Annotated in this window: 21 protein-coding genes and 1 riboswitch; of the genes, 13 read left to right on the top strand and 8 right to left on the bottom strand. The window is 63.4% G+C overall.

Translation table 11 applies throughout. The features are described from left to right. Nucleotides 1-103 precede the first annotated feature (103 nt). The 3 genes from ABR989_RS03735 to ABR989_RS03725 all read left to right on the top strand — a co-directional run bounded on the left by ABR989_RS03735 (nt 104) and on the right by ABR989_RS03725 (nt 3,270). On the top strand, nt 104-1,402 hold the full coding sequence (locus tag ABR989_RS03735; protein ID WP_428125810.1) for an MFS transporter: 1,299 nt from the start codon (nt 104-106) through the stop codon (nt 1,400-1,402). Nucleotides 1,403-1,504: 102 nt separating this feature from the next. Further along, nucleotides 1,505-2,098 carry a YceI family protein gene (locus ABR989_RS03730; protein ID WP_428125809.1) on the top strand — a complete coding sequence of 198 codons (594 nt, stop codon included), beginning with the start codon at nt 1,505-1,507 and terminating at the stop codon, nt 2,096-2,098. A 56-nt stretch (nt 2,099-2,154) separates the two neighbouring features. Beyond that, nucleotides 2,155-3,270, top strand: a complete 1,116-nt coding sequence (locus tag ABR989_RS03725) for a glycosyltransferase (RefSeq protein ID WP_428125808.1) — start codon at nt 2,155-2,157, stop codon at nt 3,268-3,270. Between the two features lie 124 nt (nt 3,271-3,394). Here ABR989_RS03725 and ABR989_RS03720 read toward each other — a convergent pair whose 3' ends face one another. The 6 genes from ABR989_RS03720 to ABR989_RS03695 form a co-directional block, all read right to left on the bottom strand. Then, nucleotides 3,395-3,871 carry a hypothetical protein gene (locus ABR989_RS03720; RefSeq protein WP_428125806.1) on the bottom strand — a complete coding sequence of 159 codons (477 nt, stop codon included), beginning with the start codon at nt 3,869-3,871 and terminating at the stop codon, nt 3,395-3,397. Nucleotides 3,872-3,883: 12 nt separating this feature from the next. Beyond that, nucleotides 3,884-4,894, bottom strand: coding sequence for a hypothetical protein (locus ABR989_RS03715; protein ID WP_428125805.1), 1,011 nt, complete (start codon nt 4,892-4,894; stop codon nt 3,884-3,886). Nucleotides 4,895-4,939: 45 nt separating this feature from the next. After that, nucleotides 4,940-7,324: a cation:proton antiporter gene (locus ABR989_RS03710; protein WP_428125804.1), complete on the bottom strand. Its 2,385-nt coding sequence runs from the start codon at nt 7,322-7,324 to the stop codon at nt 4,940-4,942. Nucleotides 7,325-7,397: 73 nt separating this feature from the next. Continuing rightward, nucleotides 7,398-7,958: a CBS domain-containing protein gene (locus tag ABR989_RS03705; RefSeq protein WP_428125803.1), complete on the bottom strand. Its 561-nt coding sequence runs from the start codon at nt 7,956-7,958 to the stop codon at nt 7,398-7,400. 38 nt (nt 7,959-7,996) lie between these two features. Further along, nucleotides 7,997-8,464: a CYTH domain-containing protein gene (locus ABR989_RS03700; protein ID WP_428125801.1), complete on the bottom strand. Its 468-nt coding sequence runs from the start codon at nt 8,462-8,464 to the stop codon at nt 7,997-7,999. Between the two features lie 148 nt (nt 8,465-8,612). Continuing rightward, nucleotides 8,613-9,143, bottom strand: coding sequence for a hypothetical protein (locus ABR989_RS03695; RefSeq protein WP_428125800.1), 531 nt, complete (start codon nt 9,141-9,143; stop codon nt 8,613-8,615). A gap of 501 nt (nt 9,144-9,644) precedes the next feature. On the opposite strand from ABR989_RS03695, the gene ABR989_RS03690 reads away from it, so the two are divergent. From ABR989_RS03690 to ABR989_RS03655, 8 genes are all read left to right on the top strand, one after another. Beyond that, nucleotides 9,645-10,250, top strand: coding sequence for a TraR/DksA family transcriptional regulator (locus ABR989_RS03690; protein WP_428125799.1), 606 nt, complete (start codon nt 9,645-9,647; stop codon nt 10,248-10,250). A gap of 20 nt (nt 10,251-10,270) precedes the next feature. Next, complete coding sequence (locus ABR989_RS03685; RefSeq protein WP_428125797.1) at nt 10,271-10,825, top strand: hemerythrin domain-containing protein; 555 nt, start codon at nt 10,271-10,273, stop codon at nt 10,823-10,825. Nucleotides 10,826-10,942: 117 nt separating this feature from the next. Then, the gene (gene tpx / locus ABR989_RS03680) at nt 10,943-11,467 is read left to right on the top strand and encodes a thiol peroxidase (RefSeq protein ID WP_428125796.1); all 525 of its coding nucleotides are present in this window, start codon (nt 10,943-10,945) and stop codon (nt 11,465-11,467) included. A 79-nt stretch (nt 11,468-11,546) separates the two neighbouring features. Further along, nucleotides 11,547-12,326: a 5,6-dimethylbenzimidazole synthase gene (gene bluB, locus ABR989_RS03675; RefSeq protein WP_428125794.1), complete on the top strand. Its 780-nt coding sequence runs from the start codon at nt 11,547-11,549 to the stop codon at nt 12,324-12,326. Nucleotides 12,327-12,384: 58 nt separating this feature from the next. Next, on the top strand, nt 12,385-13,449 hold the full coding sequence (gene cobT, locus ABR989_RS03670; RefSeq protein WP_428125792.1) for a nicotinate-nucleotide--dimethylbenzimidazole phosphoribosyltransferase: 1,065 nt from the start codon (nt 12,385-12,387) through the stop codon (nt 13,447-13,449). Continuing rightward, on the top strand, nt 13,446-14,222 hold the full coding sequence (cobS, locus tag ABR989_RS03665) for an adenosylcobinamide-GDP ribazoletransferase (RefSeq protein WP_428125791.1): 777 nt from the start codon (nt 13,446-13,448) through the stop codon (nt 14,220-14,222). The genes cobT and cobS overlap by 4 nt, the downstream gene beginning before the upstream one ends. A gap of 189 nt (nt 14,223-14,411) precedes the next feature. Next, entirely contained in the window at nt 14,412-14,891 is a 480-nt protein-coding gene (locus ABR989_RS03660; protein ID WP_428125789.1) for a DUF2147 domain-containing protein, read from the top strand. 116 nt (nt 14,892-15,007) lie between these two features. Then, nucleotides 15,008-15,457, top strand: a complete 450-nt coding sequence (locus ABR989_RS03655; protein ID WP_428125788.1) for a hypothetical protein — start codon at nt 15,008-15,010, stop codon at nt 15,455-15,457. 35 nt (nt 15,458-15,492) lie between these two features. On the opposite strand, the gene cobU is transcribed toward ABR989_RS03655, so the two are convergent. Then, on the bottom strand, nt 15,493-16,011 hold the full coding sequence (gene cobU / locus ABR989_RS03650; protein ID WP_428125787.1) for a bifunctional adenosylcobinamide kinase/adenosylcobinamide-phosphate guanylyltransferase: 519 nt from the start codon (nt 16,009-16,011) through the stop codon (nt 15,493-15,495). A 91-nt stretch (nt 16,012-16,102) separates the two neighbouring features. Then, a riboswitch (cobalamin riboswitch) is annotated at nt 16,103-16,263 on the top strand. A 139-nt stretch (nt 16,264-16,402) separates the two neighbouring features. Between cobU and ABR989_RS03645 the strand changes: the two genes are divergently transcribed. After that, complete coding sequence (locus ABR989_RS03645; protein ID WP_428125786.1) at nt 16,403-18,505, top strand: TonB-dependent receptor domain-containing protein; 2,103 nt, start codon at nt 16,403-16,405, stop codon at nt 18,503-18,505. 11 nt (nt 18,506-18,516) lie between these two features. On the opposite strand, the gene glnE is transcribed toward ABR989_RS03645, so the two are convergent. Next, nucleotides 18,517-21,510 (bottom strand): bifunctional [glutamate--ammonia ligase]-adenylyl-L-tyrosine phosphorylase/[glutamate--ammonia-ligase] adenylyltransferase, encoded by a 2,994-nt coding sequence (gene glnE, locus ABR989_RS03640; RefSeq protein WP_428125785.1) that lies wholly within the window; start codon nt 21,508-21,510, stop codon nt 18,517-18,519. A gap of 124 nt (nt 21,511-21,634) precedes the next feature. Here glnE and ABR989_RS03635 point away from each other — a divergent pair, with 124 nt between their 5' ends. Then, a complete protein-coding gene (locus ABR989_RS03635; RefSeq protein ID WP_428125784.1) occupies nt 21,635-22,309 on the top strand; it encodes a glutathione S-transferase family protein in 675 nt (224 codons plus the stop codon).

Here is a 22,309-nt window from a genome sequence, read left to right as displayed (position 1 = left end):
CGAAGGACAGCCATGGCCGGATTAGTGCCTCGCAAAGACCGCGACGGTCTGACGACGCTCATGCGCGAGCGCGTCGCGCCCTTTACAATCAAATCGGCGCGCCGTGCTTGACCCTGACATCGCGCCTGCGGCGGAGGCTGGCCAGCCCGTCGCGCTCCAAGCGCCGGGCGAAGGCGCCATCGGGAGCCGCGGGGCGTTTCGCGCGCTGCGCCATCGCAACTATCGTCTCTATTTCTGTGGCCAGCTCACCTCTCTGGCCGGCACCTGGATGCAAAGCGCCGCCCAGGCGTGGCTGGTGCTGAAGCTGACGAACTCGTCGATGATGCTCGGCGTCGTATCGTTCGCTCAGTTCACTCCAATCCTGCTGGTGGGTTTGTTCGCCGGTGTAATTGTCGATCGCCTCGATCGCCGCCGCCTGATAATCACGACCCAAATCCTGCTCATGCTGAGCGCCTTCACGCTCGCGGCGCTGACGTGGACCGGCGCCGTTCGCGTCGAGTACGTGATCCTGCTGGCCGCATTCAACGGCACCGTCAGCTCGTTCGACATGCCCGGCCGGCAGTCGTTCGTGGTCGAGATGGTGGGTTACGACGATCTGGCCAACGCGATCGCGCTCAATTCGATGATGTTCAACAGTGCGCGCATGCTCGGCCCCGCCGCCGCCGGATTGCTCATCGCATGGCTGGGCATCGGGACCTGTTTTTTCTTAAACGGCGTGAGCTTCCTCGCCGTCATCTGGAGCCTGTTCCTGATGGAGATTCCCGCCCGCGCGATCGCAGGCGCCGGCACGCGCATGTTCCATCAACTGCGCGAAGGTCTCGCCTACGTTTGGAGCAACCGCCCGATCTTCCACCAGATGGCGTTGGCGGCGGTGACCAACGGCTTCGGCTACACGTATCTGGTGCTGGTTCCATTGTTCGCCCGCAACGTGCTCCACGGCGACGCTCGCACCTACGGATTCCTGGTCGCGGTGCAGGGACTGGGCTCGGTGGTCGGCGCGGCCACGCTGGCCTCGCGCGTCACGACGCGGGGAATCAGGAACAATCTCATCGCGGGGCTTTTTCTCTCCGCGGTTGGAATCGTGGTCTTCGGGCTGTCGCGCTCGATTGCGCTCTCGATGGCCGCGCAGTTTGTAATCGGCGCCGGACTGACCAACTTCAGAGCGAGCAACAACACCCTCGTGCAGCTGTTCGTAAGCGACGATTTGCGGGGCCGCGTGATGAGCACCTTTCAGTTGGCGAGCGTCGGGATGGCGCCGCTCGGCGCGCTCGAGGTCGGCTACATGGGCACGCGCCTGGGCCCGCTGCAGGCAGTCGTCATATGCGGCGTGGTCACGATGATTTCCGGGTTTGTGCTGCTCACCCGCCTCAAATCAATTGGAAAGGATGCGGCGCCGTCGTAATCTCCTCCTTGCCGGACACCCGCTTCGCGTGTTCAATACCGCATCTGTATCGATACGCGTCGGATAGCTGCCTGCTAACCGTTCAACTCAAGGAGCCCCTATATGAAGTCCTGGATCTCGAAAACAGCAATTGCGATGGCAATAGTCGTCGCGCTTCCCGTCCTCGTTCACGCTGATACCTGGCAAATCGATTCGTCGCACACCAGCGTCGAGTTCACCGTGCGGCACATGATGATCTCGAACGTGAAGGGGCAATTCCAAAAAACCACGGGAACGATCACGGCCAACGGCAACGACCCGGCCTCGGCAAAGATTGACGTGACCATCGACGCGTCGTCGGTCGACACGCGGGTCGAACGGCGCGACGCGCATCTGAAGAGTCCCGATTTTCTCGACGTCGCCAAGTACCCGACGATCACGTTCAAATCCACCAAGGTCGAAGCCGACGGTCCGAACAAGTGGAAAATGACAGGCGACCTGACGGTGCATGGCGTGACCAAGCCGGTTGTGCTCGACGTCGAAGGGTCCGGGCCGCCGATTCAAGTGATGGGCAACACCCGCGCGGGCGCATCGGCGACGACCAAAATCAACCGCAGTGATTTCGGCCTCACCTGGAACAAGGCGCTCGAGACGGGCGGCGTGCTGGTCGGCGACGAGGTTGCGATTTCAATCGACGTCGAGGCAGTCAAGAAGTAGTTCAGTCGTGGCGATATTGGCGCTTAATGTTAATCGTTCTGGCTAATCGTTCAGTGGTGAGTTATCCGCTCGGCGGTGGCGTCTGTTCCTGGATGCTGCAATATCCGCTTGGGTTGCGCGCCCTCGGTCATAATGTTTTCTGGATCGAGTTGATGAAGTCATGCGGCGATCCCGCGCGGGATGGGGAGATCGCCAATGACTTCTTCGCCCGCATCGCACCTTACGGTCTCGCGCCGCAATCCGCGGTTCTGGTGTTCGAGGATCTTGACGTGCAGGACATCAATCGTGCGCAGGTTTATGGCCGGCCGCTTCAAACCATCCTCGATATAGCGCAGGGTGCGGACTTGTTATGGAACATGGCCTGCTCAATCCGGCAGCCGCTGCTCGCGAAGTTCGTGCATCGTGTGCTGATCGATGTCGACCCCGGGCATCTGCAGATTACGGCGACGCAGTTTGAGATGGGAGTTAAAGATCATCATGTTCATTTGAGCGTCGGCGCCAACCTGTCCCATCCCGATTGCGGGGCGCCGACGCTGGGTCTGAGGTGGCATCCGTTTTTGCCGTTCGTGTACCTTCCGATGTGGGAAGTGGCGCCCGACCCGGGGCCCGAGGCGCCATTCTCTTCGATCACGCAATGGACGTGGGAAGAACTTTCATACCATGGGCGCGTGCTAAGCGTGTCCAAACGCGAGGCCTACCTGCGCTATGTAGATCTTCCGGCGCACACCGGACGCGCGTTCGAGCTCGCTGCATTCATCGGCGATAAAGACCCGGCGCACGATCGCGAGGCTCTTCGCAACGGCGGGTGGCGCGTCGTCGATCCACATAAGGTCGCCAACACGCCGGAGGCTTATCGCGCCTATCTGCGCGCCTCGCGCGCCGAGATTTTGTGTCCCAAGCCGATCTTCCGCGAATTGAACACCGGATGGTTTAGCGATCGCAGCGTCTGCTACATGGCGCTGGGCCGCCCGGTAGTCGCCGAAGATACCGGGTTCGGCGATGCGGTGCCGACCGGGCGCGGCGTTCTGAAGTTCCGCGATAGCGACGAAGCCCAGGCCGCCGTCGCCGAGATCGATCGAGACTACAGTCTTCACAGCCGCTGGGCGCGCGCGCTCGCCTGCGATCTCTTCAACTCCGACCGCCAGCTCAACGCGATGCTCGCCGCCTGCTAAAGCTGGGTCGCGAAATCCAGTCGCCTACGGCTTGGCGCTTCGATGGTGCTCTATGGTGCGTGCGGCAGCCTGGCCGGACTTTGCGCCGGCCGCGTGCTCACTGATTTCTTCGACCGCGTGACAGTCATTTCGATCGAACCTCCACGCCCCGGAAAATGCCGTCGAGTCGCGGGTAGAACGCGCGATAACGCGCCAGCGCGGTGGGCCGCATGTAGCTGGGCAGTATGACGATCCGGATTTGCGCGGCGTCCGGAGGAAGCTCGCCATTTTGGGGAAGGCGGACCAGGTCGGCGCGCCGCGCCGGCGGCGCGTAATAGAGCGCTGAGGCCCAGCTCACCACGCCGATGCGTTCGCGGCCAGGCGCCGCCTCGGTTGCCAGCGCGACCGCCTCGCGAAACTGCAGATCGCGCGGCTTCCTGTCATACTGATACACATGCACGAGCATCGTCAGCGCCAACAGCGCCGCCGCGGCGCCGCGCGCCCGCGCACCGCCGAGCGCCACGATCCCGAGCGCGGCCAAAATGTAGAATGCGATGAACGACGAAAGCGCGTAGCGGGTCACGTCCATCGGCCTGAACAGGTAGGAGATCGCGAGCTGCATCAGCAGCGGCAGCTACATCCAGATGAGCGCGAACGCGATCTGGTCGCGGCGGCTTCGCCAGAGTGATAGCACCGCCCACAGCGCGAGCGCCGCGAGCACCACGAACACCCACACGCCGCTGGCGCTCTCGAACGTCTCAATCGGGTCGAGTAGGCGCGGCGGCGCAATCCACGACCACTTTCCGCCCTTGACTCCAGAGCTGAGCTGTAGCGCGACGACTGGTGCGAATGACGCGAGCAGCGCGAGGCCCGCGAGGACGCCGAACGCGGCGCGCCACGCGCGCCCATCGAGCCCGCGCCCGCGGCGCCACTCCGCAACGAGCCGCCATGCGAACCACGCCCCCTCCGCAGCGAATGCGAAGGCAGCGGTGAAATTCGCCGCGACCGCCAGCGGCGTGAGGACTGCGAGCGCGGCGAAGTTCGGCCATCCCCCGCTGCGCATGCCGCGCAGGAAAAACCCGACCTGGGCGAGCACCAACGCGAGCGTCAGCGGATACATCCGCGCCTCGCGCGAATAGTTGATCATCACCAGGCTGATCGCCGTGATGAACGCGCTGAGTGCGGCAGTTACCTCGGCTGCGGGCGCATCCGCCTCGCGCCCATCGCCGCCGGCCGCCGGCAGCATCAGCAACTCGTAGGCAACGAAGAAGACCAGCGCAATCGCGCTGGTTCCGAACAGCGCCGACAGCGAGCGCAGCGCCGCCTCGCCCTGCCCGAACATCAGTATCCACAAGTGCAGGATGAGCTCGTGCAGCGCGAGCGTGGCGGGGTTAATCACGTGATTCGTGCGAATCACGCCGGCGAGCGTCGGCGCGCTGGCGATCACCCACGAAGCCACCTCGTCGCCGGTGATTTCCGCCACGCCGAGATGGATGAACCGGATGAAGCCGCCGAGCCCGATGGCGAGGGCAAGGATCACCGCCGCCTCGGCTCGCGCGGCGCGCCCGCGAGGCCGGAACTTCGGCGCCGCGTGCGCCTCGGAGGTCGCCGCGCGCCCGTGCGAGGGTGTCTCAGCTGGCTGCATTCGGTAGGAAGGTCGGCCCTCGATGTTAGGTTTCGGGTTAAAGCCCTACGGCTTGGCGCTTCGATGATGCTCTGCGGCGTGCGCGCCGAACTGGACGGGAACGCTGTCTGATCCCTGCACCACCACGACGCATCGTTTGGGGTCGGTGAGATCCTCTGGCGAGAGTCCGACCTTGTCCGCCAGGTTGGTCGCGATGACGACGAGGCCGCCCGGCGTCTGACGCGCGAGCTGAGCCGCCGTCGGCGCACTCAGCACGTCGGTATGCAGCGGGCGTCCAAGCGCGTGGCCGGCGTCGCGAATCAGATCGAGCAGTTCAGTATCCTCCGCGGTCCCATCTTCGGGCACCAGCACCGCGTGCAAGCCGGACCTCTTGCGGATCGCCACTCGCAGGGCCAGGTCGAGCGCCGCGCGCCCATGCGTTCCCCGATCCACTACCGCAAACACCCGGTCCAGCGGCTGCTCGCCTCCGTGAATCACGACCGCCACGTGAACCGGCAACGCGAGGGCCTTGTCCAGAATTTCGCGGACCACGCCGCCCATGAAGTCGGAACCGAAGACCGCGCGATGCGATCCCAACAGCAGCCATCCGATTTGCGGCTCTTTGGCGAACGCCAGGATGTCCGCCGCGGGATTGGTGGTCCAGACCGCCTGCGGCGTAATGATGCTGCCGCGCTCCAGTGCCAGGTCCAACGCCGCCGCCAGCGCGGGAGAGCGGGGCGGCACGCGCTGGTCGGCCTCGCGCAGTCCCGATCGCACACCGCCCGGCGGAGTCTTCACCAGTGCGAGCACGCGCGGCGGCGGGGCGTCATGCGGCGTCGCCGCCAGCGCGAGTTCGACCAGAACGGCCACGCCTTCAGGGTTCGAGACCGGCACCAGGATGGCGCGGTGCTCCGTTCTCGCCAATATCGGCTGCGCGGGCGGCTGCGCTGGCCGCGGCGCCGGCCGCGGGGCGGGATGCGGCGCGCGAATCGGAGCTTGCGGCGCGACCATCGGCTCGGGCGAGAACGTGGCGAGCTCCGGAAACCGCTGAACCTCCGGAATTCGATGGCGCGTGATCAGATGCAGAATTGGCGTGGTCGCAAAGGTCGTGACCAGGGCCATGATAACCAGCATCGCGAACAGTGTCGGCGAGATGACGTTCATCTCCAGCCCGATATTCAGCACGATCAGTTCCATCAGTCCGCGCGTGTTCATCAGCACACCGAGTGCCGACGAGTCGCGCCAGTTAAGTCCTGTGATTCGCGCCGCAACTACGCTGCCGCCAAACTTGCCCGCCGACGCTACGACGACGATCAGCGCGCACATCATCCATTGCTCGTATCCGCTGAGCAGCCCGATCTGCGTGCGCAGTCCCGTGTATGCGAAAAATGCGGGCAGCAACAGCACGATCACGATGTCTTCGAGGCGGTCGGTAAGCTCCCGCGCCATCCCGCTGTCGTGCGGAATCACGGCCCCCAGCGCGAACGCGCCGAACACGGCGTGGATACCGATCAATTCGGTGGCTGACGCCGAGATCAACAGCGCGATGAAGATCGACGCCATCACGCCCTGCGTCAGCCGCCCGCGATTTCCATACACCAGCGACAGGCGGACCATCGCGGGCCGCACCACGGCGATCATCAGCGCAATAAACCCGAGCGCCATCGCGATTGTCGCCACCGCGCCCGCCGCCTGTGCTCGCGCCACGCTGACCACGAAGGCGAGCATGCACCACGCCGTCACGTCGTCCACGGCGGCGCAGGTCAGCGCGATCGCACCCATGCGGGTTTTGTGAATCCCGCGATCGGTCAATATTCTCGCCAGCACCGGAAACGCCGTCACCGACATCGAAACGCCCAGAAACAGCGAGAAGCACGTGAACGGCACGTCGCTGGTCGACAGCTTTGGATAAAGAAAAAGTGCAATCGTCGCGCCGAGCAGGAATGGCGCCACGATGCTCGCGTGGGAGATCGCAACTGTTGTATGGCCGCGTTTGCGAAGCAGCGCGGGGTCGAGCTCGAGCCCGACTAGGAACATGTAAAGGATGACGCCGACCTGCGCGATTATATTGAGAGCCGGCCCCACCGTAGCCGGGAAAAGATATCCTTCCGCGCCCGGCGCGAGGCGCCCAAGCAGCGAAGGACCGAGCACGATCCCCGCGAGAATTTCGCCGACCACCTGTGGCTGACCAAAGTTGCGGAAGATCGAACCCATCGCGCGCGCGGTCGCGATTACCACCACCAGCGCGAGCAGCACGTGCAGCAGCTCGCCTTCATTCGCACGCGACGCGGCCGAGCCGAAGATCGCTGTCCCGCTCGCGGCGGGCGCATCCAGCATCTCGCCGTATGAGCGAATCCACAAATACAGCAGCACCAGGCCGCCGATCATCAGTCCGTATGCGGCGGCTGCGCGCGTGCCTGCGGTGGTAATTCGCGGCTGCCCTTCAGCCATCGCTGCAGTCTACCAGAGCGCCGGCTTCATGCGCAGCGCCCGGTAACGTGGCAATGACTCGGGTGACGAACGCCTAGCGGAGATCGGCGGATGGCTTCCTTCTCCGCGCGGGCGCCTTTTTCGGCGCCTTTGTCGATTCGCGCGCCGGCGCCGCATCTCCATTCGGTGAAGCTGAGGCGGCGGCTGCCGGCTTCCGCCGCCGGCGAATCGCAGAGATGGTCGCCGCGATTTCGGCTGCCTCCGACGGCGCCGCGCTATCTCCGCCGCTATAGTTCACCAGATCGCTCAATGACAGGATTCCGACCAACCGGCCGCGGGAATCGGCCACGGGGATACGGTGAATCTCATGCGTACGCATCAGGCCAAGCGCAGCCTCGAGATCGTCGCCGCGCGCACATGAAATCACCCGAGGGGACATCGCGCGCTCCACAGGAATCGCCTCGAGCGGCAAGCCTTGCGTATATGCGGCCATGCAGATGTCGCGATCGGTGACTATTCCCGCGAGCCTGCCGTGCCCATCGACGACTGGCGCGCATCCGCAATCGTGATCCCACATTATCCGAGCCGCCGCATTCAACGAGTCGTGAATCGTGCACGCTCGTGCGTCGCGGGTCATCAAGTCAGCTACTTTCACTCAGTTCCACTCCTTTACAACGGTTCTCGCTTGGCGATTCACTTCCAGCTGGAAAATGGTTTGATCGACAGGTTTGAATTGAAATAGCGCGGATCGCCGCTCACTTCGCGGTCGATCCAGTCGGGAAGTTCAACCTGCTCCCTGGCATCCTTGAGTTCGACTTCGGCGACCGTCAGCCCACGATTTGCGCCGGCGAATTCATCGACCTCCCAGGTATGGCCCTTGAACACGATTCGGTAGCGCGTCTTTTCGATTGGCGGATGCGCACACAAGTTGCCCAGAATCTCGTTCGCATCGCCCAACGGAATCTCGTACTCGTATTCGTCGCGCGTAATTCCCGACGTGGCTCCCTTGATCGTCACATAACCGCGGTCCGCGTACATGCGTACGCGCACTGAGCATTGCGTCGAGACGCAGAGGTATCCCTGGCGAATGGCGAGGCCGGCCCCAAGATCGCTCCATTTGCGCGGATGAGTCAGGAATTTCCGCTCGATTTCCTTCGCCATGCCTTTTCACTTTTCACCGCGGCCCGCGTCTCGCTCATCGTCATCGCAGCCGCATATCATCGCAGCCGCGCATCACAATAGCACTATCGCCGGGCGCGCCGAAAAATCAGGCAGCGACCAATTTTCAGTCTTTCAACTTTTCAACTTTTCAACTGCCGACGCGCTCTCTCATTCCTGCCCCTCGGGCAGACGAGCCGGGACCGCCGCCGGCCGATCGTTTGCGTGACGAGCGCCCGGCTCGTACGACTTGCCTTCGGCCCACCGAGCGCATCTGCTTGGTCGGCAGATCGGCGGCGCTCAACGATCCGAGCTGTGCGCGCAATGACGTGGGCTCGATTCCCAGCACGTCGCATACGTATTCAAAGGAAAACGGACTGTGGATTCCGGCTTCCGCATGGAACCATCGCTGAACCTCGTCGAATTGCTCGCGGTCGCATCGCCGCGACGAGTTCCCCGTCTTCACGTAGCATCGGACCGCGTCTTCGAGCACCGCGACCACCAGCCGCGTCTCGCCGTCGAGCATCGATCTGCGCCGGGTCAGATCATAAAACTGAACCGGCACCAGAAAATCCGGCTCGAAGCGTGCGCTCAGCCACGGATCGGGCCCGGCGCACTCGTCGAGAACCCGGTTCTGATTCGAAGATCCGTGCTGAACCTGTTCTGAGGCAGATGCGTACATACTGATTGGACCTCCTCTGAGCCGAATCGGAATTGCCTACTGGGGGAGCATGGCCTGTGCCAGCCCGTCAAAGCATGCTAAGATGAAAATCAGTAAGGAATTTAGGGATTTTGCGATGTCGAAGAAGCTGAGATGCTGCTCAATTATTAGGCATCAGTGCAATTGCCACCATGCAATGAGACCTCGCCGGGATGCGGGTTCAATCGTATCCGAGGCTCTCGCACGCCCCGCCCGATCCGTTTAGAATGCCGCCCTCCGGGAGTGGCAACAGCCGATGAGGCAACCAATCTGGAGCAATTTCCGTATAAGGAACTACTGGACTCGAATGCGGCTCAGCAAGACTATTGAGGTCGCTCGTTTTTTCCTACAGTGGCGCGAGGCCCGATCAATGCTCATATTAGAATACGCGATGTGCGCGAACGGTCCTTATTTATGAAAACTCGACCTAAATCTCGATCTAAAACTCGACCGACGAACGCCCGCAAGAGGCAGAAGGCCAGGATGGAAGCCGCAGTTAACACCGGCAGACGCCGGATCGATGCGCTGAAGAGCCTGCTCGCCAAAGAGCGCGCCGAAACGCTCGCCCGGGTGAAGGAATTGATGCGTGCACAGGCCCGCAATGGCGGGCAGCCGCCAGCCGACGAGATGGACGTGGCGAGATCGCTGTCCGAAGTCGATACGCATGCGGCGCTGTTCGACCGCGCGCGGGAACGCCTGGGCGCGATCGACGCGGCAATAGCCAGGCTTGGAGCAGGAGTCTATGGAACCTGCGCGCGATGCGGCGATGAAATCCCGTTGGCGCGGCTCCAGGTCATCCCGTTCGCGCAATATTGCGTCGATTGTCAGAACGAAGCCAACATTGAAGCTCGCAGCGGTCAAGGTGGAATGGCCAAGCCGTTCGCCGTCCGATGGTCCGGCGCCGAAGAACTCAGCAGCGCGGATGAATCGGAAGAACATGTCGAACCGGCCCGCGCCGCCGACGACGACGTGCAAATTGACAGCGCGTTTGGCCCCGACGAGGACGAACTCGAAGCGACGGGAGTCGAGAAGCGTCGCCGCGGCCGTCCGCCAAAGGCAAAAAAGGCGATCCAGAAGAAGATGCGTTAGAGCCGCCGGCAATCCATCACATGACAGCGACTGAGCAATTGCGCCACGAGCACGAAGCGATAACGCTGGTCCTCTCGATTCTCGAGAAATTATGCCAGCGGCTTGCCAACGGCGAGAAGGTCAATCCGGAGCATTTCGGCCAGGTGCTGGAGTTCATCCAAGTCTTCGCCGACCAATGCCACCATGGCAAGGAGGAGCAATTTCTCTTCCCCGCCCTCGAAGCGGCCGGCATCCCCAAGGCCGGCGGGCCGCTCGGCGTGATGTTGAGCGAGCATGAGCACGGCCGTGCCCTCATCCGGCAACTGGCCGCCGCGTGGCAAAAACACTGCTCGGGCGATCGCGCGGCCGCGGCCGTGGTGATCGCGAGCGCGCGAGACTACAGCGCGTTTTTGAATGCGCACATCTTCAAGGAAAACAATGTCCTGTTTCCGATGGCTGACGCGCGCTTGTCGGCCGACAGCCAGCGGCGGCTGCTGGAGGAATTCGAGCGGCTGGAAATCGAGCGCATCGGAGCAGGCAGGCACGAGCAGTTCCACAAGACGTTGGATTTTCTCAAGCAAACTTATCTTGGATAGAAAGCGCGTCCGGACTCGTCCCCCGCACAAACCCCTGCTTTACCGACGCGTCCGCCGCGGCTAAAATCTCTTAGCTCACGATTCTATTTTCGATTCCTCATCAAGGAGAATTCGCTCATGGCGGAAGAACGCAAAGGCGCCGTTACGATGCGGGGAAACCCGATGACCCTGGTCGGCCCCGAAATCAAGGTCGGACAAAAGGCACCCAACTTCAACGTCGTCGGCAAGGGGATGCAGCCTGCGACGCTCGACCAGTTCAAGGGCAAGGTCAAAATCATCACGACCATCCCCTCGCTCGACACTCCCGTCTGCGATGCCGAGACGCGCCGCTTCAACGTGGAAGCGGGCAAGCTGCCCGGCGACGTCCAGATTCTCACGGTCTCGATGGATCTGCCGTTTGCGCAGGCCCGATGGTGCGGCGCGGCCGGCGTGGACAAGATCACCACGCTCAGCGACTGGCGCAGCGCGAATTTCGGCACCAGCTATGGCGTGCTGATCAAGGAACTGCATCTGCTTGCGCGATGTGTCTTCGTCGTCGATAAGAACGACAAAGTCACCTATGTCGAATACGTCAAGGAAGTCGCCGAGCAGCCCAACTTCGAAGCCGCGCTGGAAGCGGCCAGGAAGGCCGCCGCTGCCTGACATTGAAGAGTGAAAAAGTGATTCACCCTGCGGGCGGACGTGTCTCAGACGCGTCCGCCCGTGATGGATCTTCTTCCTCATGCCGACCGATGCGCCCAATCGCCACGCCTTCACCGACGTGCTCAGGCGCGGCCTCTACGAGGCGATCTTTCGCCGCCGCGACATCCGGGAGTTCATTTCCGATCCAATTCCCGACGATGTCCTGGCGCGTGTGCTGACCGCGGCTCATCATGCGCCCAGCGTCGGCTTCACGCAGCCGTGGGACTTCATCGTCGTGCGCAGCCTTGAGCGGCGCCGTCGCGTGAAGGAGGTCTTCGAAGCCGAGCGCCAAAAAAATGCGGCTCAGTTCAACGGCGAGCGCCGCGAAAAATATCTCTCGCTCAAGCTCGAAGGCATCCTCGAAGCTCCCCTTAATCTGATCGTCACCTGCAAGCCCGATCGCTTCGGTCCCGCCGTGCTCGGCAAGACCAGCATTCGCGATGTCGAGATTTACTCGGCGTGTCTGGCGGTCGAAAATCTGTGGCTCACGGCGCGCGCCGAGGGCCTGGGGATGGGATGGGTCAGCATCATGCGCAACGACGCCCTCGCCGAAATTTTCGGCATCCCCGATGACGTCATTCCCATCGCCTACCTATGCGTCGGCTACGTCCGCGATTTTCCCGGCCGCCCCGTGCTCGCCAGCGCACAATGGGCCGAGCGATTACCGCCGCGCTCGCTGATCCACTTCGATTCGTGGAACGACGCGAGCGACCGAAACTCGCCCGCCGCCGATTCCCTGCTCAAGAAGATCGACGACCATTCCATCTGGCTCTCGATCTTTCCCGAAGATTCACCCGACCGACCGCCCTCGCGCGACTGAAATCGCAGCCACAGCACCGCTTGCGGGCTGACGCCGAGCATGATGCGATTACGCGGCTATGTCTTTGCTCGACCAAACTATCGCCTCGATTCTTCCACTCGACAACGAAGCGGCGTGGGCCGCCGACGAACGCCTGAACTCCCTGACCAAGCCTCCCCGCAGCCTCGGCCATCTCGAAGAACTCGTGCGCCGCTACGCCGCCATCCGCCGCGACGAATCGGCAAGATCCGGACGCGGCGCGATCGCCGTCTTCGTCGCCGATCACGGCGTCGCGGCCGAGGGCGTCAGCGCATTTCCACAGGCCGTCACGGCCGAGATGCTCCGCAACATCGCCGCCGGCGGCGCCGCGATCAGCGTGCTCGCGCGCCGCTTCGGTTATCCGCTCAAAGTCGTCGATGTCGGCGTCAAGACCGATACCAGCACCAAGCCGCTGAAGGGCGTGACTTATCGGCGCATCGGCGCCGGCACCGGCAACTTCCTGGACGGCCCGGCAATGACGCCGCAGGATGCGACGCGCGCGCTCGAAGTGGGAATCGACATCGCAAGCGAGCTCGCCGGCGGCGGCGCGACGCTGATCGGCATCGGCGACATGGGAATCGCGAACAGTACGTCCGCCGCCGCGCTCCTCTCTGCGCTAACCGCGATCGCGCCGGACGCGATGGTGGGGCGCGGGACCGGCCTCGATGATGCCGGCGTGCGCCGCAAAACCGAAGTGGTCGTGCGCGCGCTCGAGATTCATCGCGCGGCGCTGGCTTCGGGCCAATCGATGCTGGCGGCGCTCGGCGGTTTCGAGATCGCCGCGATGGCCGGCGTGTGCATCGGCGGCGCCGCATTCAATGTCCCGGTCGTGGTTGACGGTTTCATCGCGACGGCGGCCGCCGCGGTCGCGGAGAAGATTCATCCGGGATTGTTCGATCATCTTTTTTTCAGCCATCGCTCGGCCGAGGGCGGCCATGCGCTCGCGCTCGAACACTTCAAGCTCCGTCCAATTCTCGATCTCGACCTCAGATTGGGCGAAGGCACCGGCGCCGCGCTCGCGATGAACGTGATCGAATCCGCGCTCGACTTGTTCCACAACATGGCGACGTTCGCGGGCGCGGGCGTCTCCGGTAAAGTGCGATGAGCGACGAACCGAGCGCACCGCCGAGCGGGTTTTTCGCCGAATTCCCTCTCGCAGTAAGCTTCCTCACGATCTTTCCGGTGATCGATCGGCGCCGCGCATCCGACGATACCGTTGCGGCATCGTTCGCATGGTTCCCGATTGTCGGTTACTGCATCGGCGCGATGCTGGCCGGCGAGGATTGGCTGCTCGCCCACGTCTTTGCGCAGGTGATTCGCTCGGTCCTCATCATCGTCTCGCTCACCGTCGTCACCGGCGCGGTTCATCTCGACGGACTGGCGGACACGGCCGACGCGCTTGGCGCGGGACGCGATCGCGAGCGCGCACTCGACATTCTCCGCGACAGCCGGGTCGGAACGTTCGGCGCAAGCGCAATTTTTTTCGACTTGACGCTGAAAATCCTCGCGCTCTCGACCCTGGCGGGTCACCGCCGATACGCCGCTCTGCTGATGGCGCCGATGCTCGCGCGTTGGGCGATGGTCCTGGTCGCTTCGGGAATGCCTTATCTGCGGTCCTCCGGTGCAGGATCGACGCTGCTCAGCCGCAAGAGCCTCGGTATGCGCTATGCCTTCGTCGCCGTTTTCACGCTCGTCGCTATACTGGTCCGCGGGCGTGGCGAGTTGCGCGCGATCGCTCTTGCCGGCGCGGTCGCAATCGTAATCGTGTTCTCTTGCCGCTGGTTCTATCGGCGATGGATGGGAGGAGTGACGGGCGACTTGATCGGCGCGTGCGGCGAACTCGTCGAGATTGCGGTCCTCGTCACGATGGCCTCGTGACTCTTACCTGATTAACTGAGACGGAGTCGCCTGCCCCACGTAGGCAGCGGGGAAGGTAGCATCGAAGCACGGATCGAAAAAGCAGGATCTTGACTGCATAGACAGTGGAGATGTCCGCAGTATAAATGTTTATCGGCCCGAACGATGGCGCCATCTGTAACTCACTGATCACGAGGGAGCGTTTGTGCAATGCGAACACGAATGTTGACGATGCGGCTGGCGCTGGCAGGCTTGGGAATACCCATCCTATACCTTGCTCTAGTGGCATCTCCCGCCGCCACCGCGGACCCCGCGATAACCCCGATCGGGGTCTGGGCAACTGTGGGTGGAGGATCGCACGTGAAGATAGAGGACTGCGGCGGCAAGCTCTGCGGCGCTATCATCTGGCTCAAGGAGCCGTTCAACAAGAAAGGCAAGGACAAGGTCGATTCGGAGAATCCCGATCCGAGTCTGCGCACGCGGAAAATCGCCGGCCTCGCCTTGCTCAGCGGTTTTGTGCAGGACCAGGGCAGTCCATACGCCTGGACAGGCGGCAAGATCTACAATCCCGATGACGGCAAGACCTATTCGTGCAATCTGACGCTCCAGGATCCCGGGACGCTGCGCGTGCGCGGTTACGTCGGGCTGTCGTTCCTCGGCAAGACGCAAATCTGGAGCAGGGTTAAGTAAGCAAACCCTTGGCTTAGGCGCGCGCCGGAGACGGTCGGCGAACGGATAGCACGATCCCCTCAGTCCGCATGAGTCCACGCTAATTTGCTCCTCATCGAGCGACAACGGCTAACGACGTGAAAAAAGTGATCATGGTCGTGGGGATCGTTGTCGGCGTCTGCGTGGCTTATGTCCTTGCACACCTGGCCCTGATCGAAGTCGGCCGAGAGGTCGTTGTCGTCAGCGAGCCGACTCCAACCGGAGTGGTGCGCAAGGCGCGACTCTGGATCGTCGACGAGGGAAAGTATTCCTGGATTCACCCCGGCAGCGCCAACGCTCAGTGGTGGGTTCAGCACATGGACGCGAACCCGTTTGTCGAGATCTATCGAGGCGGCGAAAGCCGCTGGTACCGCGCGCAACCTGATCCCGAGGCGCACGCGAGGGTCCATCAGCTACTCCGGGAGAAATACGGCGTCGCCGACATGTGGGTGCGTTTCCTCGAAGGCAGCGACACTCAGAGCGGTATTCTCAATGGCGAAAAGTGCACAACGGTCCCCATCCGACTCGAACCCGTCGCGGCAAAGTAAAGCTCGACGCAGGCGCCTGTTTGACGAATCCGCGCTTACTTCAACTTTAGCGGATATCCCGCGACCATCAGGAGCGCGTGCTCCGCGACGGCCGCGACTTTCTGATTGGTCCATCCCAGCAGATCGCGAAAACGGCGCGACTCCGCGTGATCCGTCGGCACGATTCCCGATCCAACTTCATCGGTCACGACGATGCTCGCGAACGACGCATCCTTGAGCGTTGCCGCGAGCTTGTCCGCCTCCGCGAGAATGGCTCCGTCCGCCTCGTGACGCTGCATCAGGTTGGATATCCATAGCGTCAGGCAATCGAGCACCACCAGGTCGGCGCGATCGCCGAGCCGCTCGAGCGCGGCGACCACCTGGACCGGCTCTTCGACGGTCTGAAAGTCCGGCGGTCGCGTGGTCCGATGAAATTCGATTCGCGCCGTCATTTCTTCATCGAGCGCCTGCCCGGTCGCGACGAAGAATCTGCGTTGATATGGGAGCGCAAGCTTCAACGCCTGCGTACTCTTGCCGCTTCGAGCGCCGCCGGTGATTAGCGTTACCGTGCCCATGGGAATCATCAAGCGTACACGATCGCGTCGCGCGTGACGAAAATTTCCCGCCGAGCTCGAGCCCGGGTTGACTGCGCGCCGTGCCGCGCGTAAGTTCTGCGTCGCACCCGGTGCTCGGGAAGCCGGTTCAAATCCGGCGCTGCCCCGCAACTGTGTGGGGGGACGACGGCCTATCATGCCACCGCTTAGGCGGGAAGGCGGGCCCGAGGACGAACCCCAAGCCAGGAGACCGGCCGGGTCACTAACTGTCTGCCTTCCGCGGGGAGGGTGGCCTCAGGCACGATTCTCCTGAAGCCCGATTCCTCGATTCGCGAGGGGTCGGGTTTTTTCTTTTTCGATGCCCGATCACTCCTCCGCGCGCGCCGGCAGCCTTTGAACTCGGAGGGAGTTCATGCGGTTATCTAGTTGGATCCTGTCAACAATAGTAGTTGCGACATTGCTGTTGGCGCCGATCGCGCGGGCCCAGGAGCCTGCTTCGGCGCCATCGCCGGCGCCAACTCAGACCAAATCCACGCCGGCAAATCAGGCCAAATCCTCGACGCCGGCAAAGAAGAAAGCCGGTCAGCCGATGACACCGCCCAAAAAACAGGAGGCGCAGAAGCTGAATCCGGTGGTCGTCACCGCAACCAGAATCGAGCAGCCGATCGCCGACATCGGTACGACGATCACGGTCGTCGAAGACCCGCAAATCCAGGAGCAGAAAATCGACCGGGTCAGCGACGTGCTCCGCCAGGTGCCCGGCGTGCAGGTCACCCAAAGCGGCTCGCCCGGCGCGGTCACCGACATATCGATTCGCGGCGCGACGTCGGCGCAGACGCTGATCCTCGTTGACGGGGTCGAAGTCAACTCGGGCGCGACCGGCGGCTTCGACATGGCCAACCTGACGACCGGCAATCTCGATCGCGTCGAGGTTTTGCGCGGCGCCGGCGGCTCGCTGTACGGCTCGCAGGCGATCGGCGGGGTAGTCAATGTCCTCTCGCAGGAGGGCGAGGGCCCGCCGACAGCGAGCCTGGTCTCAGCGGGCGGCAATCGCGCGACCAGCCGGCAGGTCGTGACCGTGAGCGGCGCCGAGGGAAATCTCGGCTACTCGGGCGCGGTGTCGTACTTCTCGACTGAAGGGTTTCGTCCGGTCAACGACAACTCTGACAACCTCTCGGGCTCGATGCGCCTGGATTACCATCTCGGCGACGACACCGTGATCCGCGGCTTTGCGCGCTACATCGCGTCCAACGTGAGCCTGCCCAATTTTCTGGTGGCTTCCGGCGTGCCGCTCGATTCGACGGCGCATCAGCGCGACGAGTTCATGCTGTTCAAGGGCGAAGTCGAGCATCACTTCGGCGATAACCTGCTCGCGCGCGTGAGCGCCTTCTTCGTGCGTCAGGACCTGCGCCTGAACGCGCCGCCATTTCCGGGAGGCATCGTTTTCGGAGCACCCTATTTCGAGACGGATTCGATTCCGGAGGAGACCCACGGCGGCAACGCCGAGGCGATCTACACCTGGGCTCGCGGCTGGCGCACGCTTGCGGGCTTCGATTTTCTCGATCGCGGGCTGCAATCGGGCAGCTTCTGCAGCTTTTGCGATCCCCTGCCTCCATTCGCGGCCGGGGCGAGCAAATTCAACGCGCGCCGCCAGGAATACGCGGGCTACGTCGAGCAGGAGGGCAGTCTGTTCAACGACCACTTTCTCGTCACCGGCGGATTTCGCGTCGATGGCAACAGCCAGTTCGGCGAGGAGGTCAGCCCCGCCTGGTCGGTCGCGATTCCGATTACAAAAATCTCGACCACCTTGCGCGGCAGCTACAGCGAAGGCTTCCGCGCCCCCGCATTCAACGAGCTGTACTACCCGGACTACGGCAATCCCAGGCTGAAGCCCGAGATTTCCAGCGAGTACGACGGCGGATTCACGACCAACTTCGGCGAGCGCGCCTCTCTCACCACGACCTGGTTCTCGCGCCGCGTGCACGACCTGATTGTCACCGTGCCATGCAAGTACGGCCCGTCGTGTCTTTTCGACTCGGAAGCGGGCAACGCGGCGCGCGTGGATGTGCAGGGCGTCGAGGTCGTCCCGAGCCTCACCATCGTCAAGGGACTGACGCTCAACGGCAACGTGACGGTGCTCGACGAGACGCACGCCGATGCTGCGGGCTCGACGGCACAGCCGCTGCGCGTGGCGAAGCATACAGCGTCGGCGCTGCTGCAATACGTACGGAGCGCGAATTTTCTCCCTCACGATCGAATCACGGCCGGCGTGAACTACATCTTCGTCGGCGATCGCGACGACATCACGATTGAGTCCACCGTCGCGAATCACGCCGCGTATAATCTCGTCAATGCGGTCGTGTCGTACTCGATGGGAATCCCGCTCAAGCATGTGCACAACGAGGAGGTTTTCGCGCGCGTGTCGAACCTGATGGACCGCCGCTATTCGGAGGCGTTTGGATTTCCCGCGCCGACGATAAATGTGCTGGCGGGGGTGAAGCTGGATTTCGAATAGCGCCGCGCGCGTCAGGAGTCGATGGTCTGCTCGGCCGCAAAATATCGCTCGAAGATTGCGCGGATCCGATCGCGGCGCTGCGCCAGCTCGGCGAGCATGCGCGATGCGCCGTTCGCCCCTTCGAATCCCATTCGGCGCGCCAGCGGGCGCAGCGCAGCCACCGAGGTCGGGACGGCCCAGGCCGGCCGGTCGCTCTCGATTCGGAGCCGATTTTCCAGACGCGACAGGAATCGGTAGCCGTCTTCGACAACCGCCGCGTCGGCGGGCGCCAGCAGATGGAGGCCGTCGAGCGCCTCGAGCAAGCCCATCGTGTCGCGCACGCGCAACTCCGGACTGCGATGGCCGTGAGACAGCGCCATCATTTGCACAAGGAACTCGACGTCCACCAAACCGCCGCGGCCCTGCTTGATGTTGAGCCGCGTCTTGTCCTCGGCGCCGATCTCTTTCTCCATCCGCCGGCGCATCGCCGCTATTTCGCCGACCTCGGCCGCCGTCAGTCCGCGGCCGTACACGAATTCCTGGCGCGCCGCTTCGACCTCGCGGCCCAGTTCCCGGTCGCCGGTTATCACGCGCGCCCGCACCAGCGCCTGGCGCTCCCAGACCGCCGAACTTTGTCGATGATAGTCGCGAAACCCGGCCAGCGAAGTGACCAGCGGCCCCGCGTTGCCCGACGGGCGCAGGCGCAGGTCGAGCTTGTAGGCGTAGCCCTCGCGCGTGCGCGATTCGAGGATTGCGATCAACTTCTGCGTAATTCGCGACGCGATTTCCCGGCTGCCCGCGGCGACTTCCGCGCGGTCGTCGTAAACGAAGATCAGATCGAGGTCGGAGTTGTATGACATTTCACTGGCGCCGAGCCGGCCCATCGCAATCGCGCACAGCCGCATCGTTGCGGGAATCGGGAAGCGAGCCTCGGTCTGAATTCGCGCGAGCGACATCGCTTCGTCCAGGACGGTTTCGGCCAAACTCGTGAGCTCGCGTTGGACGTCGAACAGTTCGAGATCCCCGGCCAGGTCGGCGATCGCGATGCGCAAGAATTCCTGATGCCGAAATGCGCGGAGCGCGTCGAGCTTGCTCTCGAAATCCGGACTCGCCGCGATCAATCCCGCCAACTCATCGCGCAGTTCAGCCGGACTGCGCCGCGTCGCCGCGAGATCGGAGCGCACGAGAGTATCGAGCATGTCGGGATGGCGGATGAAGATGGTGGAGAGGTAGGCGCTCGAGGCGAACAGCCGCAGCAGGATGCGCCGGGTCGCGGGATGCTGTTCGAGCAACGCCAGGAACGAGGTGCGCGCGCCGATCGCCCCGATCAGCTCGGCCAGATTCATCAGCGCCAGGTCCGGATCGGGCAGCCTGCTTATCTCGTCGATCAGCATCGGGCCGAGCCGCTCGAGCAACTCGCGACGCCGCGGGCTGGTCGGGGCATGCGAGGGTCCGCGTGCGAGCAGCTCGAGATGGCCTGCGCTTTCGTCCGCGCGCGCAAAGCCAAGCTCGCGCAGGTAGCGGGTCGAGGAATTCGGATCGAGCGCCGAGTTCCACGCCAATTCCGCCGCGTCGGAGACCGAGCGCGTTGACTCTTCCTCGCCGCCGGCCAGCGTCTCGCGGAATTGCGTCGCAACCAGAGCCCGATGAGATTTCAGTTGCTCGCTGAATTTCTCGAGCGCTCCCGGCCCCTTGCCAAAACCCATTCGCGCCGCAAGCGCGCGCATCCCGCCGTCGTCGGCAGGCAGCACGTGGGTCTGCAGGCCCGCGACGATTTGCAGCTTGTGCTCGACGTCGCGCAGGAACAGGTACGCGTCGGAAAGTTCGCGCGCGCGTTTCGACGGCAGATAGCCCAGTGAATTGAGCTTCTCGAGCGCGCCGACGGTCTGCTCGGTTCGAAGCCGGGGATCGCGTCCACCGTAAATCAGCGTGAGCGACTGCACGATGAATTCGAGCTCGCGGATTCCGCCGCGGCCGAGCTTGATGTTGCGCTCGATCATCGCGGGCGTTTTCAGTTCCGCCTCGATCTGCCGCTTCATCGCACGCAACTGGCGCAACGTGTCGAAGTCCAGGTAGCTGCGAAACACAAAGTGATTCAGCTCCGCGCACAGTTGATGCCCGATTTCGAGCGCGCCGGCGACCGGCCGCGCGCGCAGCAGCGCCGCTCGTTCCCAAGTCTGTCCGACGCTCTGGTAATAGTTGATCGCACCTTCAATCGGCGTCACCAGCGGCGCGAAACGGCCGCCCGGCCGAAGGCGCAGATCGATTCGAAAGCATCCCGCCGATAAAATTTCGGTAAACCATTCACCCAGGCGCGCCGCCGCTTCGGAACTATCCGGCAAACCCGAGGAGGCATGAAGATAGACCAAATCGACGTCCGAGCTGAGGTTCAGTTCGCGCGCGCCCAGCTTGCCCATCGCCAGGATGCAGAATCGCCCAATCTCGCCCGCGCGTCCGCCCAGAAAGCCGGTCGCAAGTTCGAGCGCCGTGCGAATGCATTCGTCGGCCAGCTCCGACATCGCCAGCGCCGTTTCGCCGACGCTTAGCCGGTCGAGCAGATCGGCAATCGCCACCTGGACCATCATTCGGCGCATGAATCGCCCGAGCACGGCGGCTGCGCGATGACGATCGGGCGCGTCGATGCGGGCGCGCTCCGTGCGCATCGCGGCGACCAGCCCGCCTATAGTCTGGGCGCGCGCGTCGAGAAAGATTTTCGCCCACCCGGGTCCGGCCAAGGACAGTTCGGTCGCGATCAGCTCCGATGAGCCGAGGCAAAAGACCAGGTCGCCGCCCGCGGCGCGATCGCGCAGCACGCTTTTCAGCGCGGCGGCGGAATCCTCGGCGAGCTTGAGTAGAAATGCCAGCGCCAACTGGTCGTCCGGCGCACGCTCCTCGACGGCGGCCAGCGCCTGCTGCGCCAGGCGATCGTTGCCCAGCCGGTCCCTCAGCCTATTGGCGAGGACTGCGAGCTGCGGGGATTGCGCGGCCTTGCGTTGCATCACGTAAACGATAACAGAAGCGGGCATGCGCGCGCCGCAAAATTTGCGATGGCCCCGGGCAAGCGCATACACTTCTTCGACCGCCGTGGCGAACCACGTGAGTCCGGGTTAAAATCCTTCGCAGCCGAATGACCGCCGAAGGAGTCGCCCCGTGATCGTTCTCTACACCACCGAACGCGATTATCCGTGGGGCACGCTGCGCTCCACGCATGCCGCCAAGACCAAGGTCGTCCTCGAAGAAAAACACATCCCGTATCGGATCGAAAATCTTCCGCCGGGAAATCTCTGGAAAAAGCCGCCCGAGATGCTCGCGAAGCATCCGCTTGGCAAGGTGCCTTACATAGAGGACGGCGAGCTGGTGATTTTCGACTCGACGGTCATCGACGAGTACCTCGAGGAGCGTTACGGGCCGCCGCGCCTGATGCCGTCGGATCCGAAGCTCCGGATGCGCGTGCGCGAGATCGAGAATTTCGCCGACGAGGCGATGCTGATCGGCAGCCTCCCACCCATCTGGATGCCCTATTGGAGCGAGCCGGCCAAGCGCAATGCGGCAGGGATGGAGCAAGGGCGCGAGATGCTGCGAACGCGCGATTTGCCGTTTATCGAGCGCGTGCTCGGCCAAGCCGGCGCGGGCGGTTACGCGTGCGGAGAATTTTCGCTCGCCGACGCGCCGCTGATGGCGCTGGCGATGGTGCTCGACGTCGACGCGATGAAGCTCGACGCGTTTCCGAGAGTCGATGCGTATCTGAAGCGGCTGCGCGAGCGCCCAAGCTACCGCGCGATCAGCCCGCACACGAAGGTGGCCGACGCGAGTTCGCGCGCCTGA

Origin of the sequence: Binatus soli (SeqCode) (assembly GCF_050015535.1) — a bacterium.
Lineage (GTDB): Bacteria > Desulfobacterota > Binatia > Binatales > Binataceae > Binatus > Binatus soli.
The sequence above is the reverse complement of the archived record's forward strand: the minus strand, read 5'-3'. Positions and strand labels throughout refer to the sequence as shown.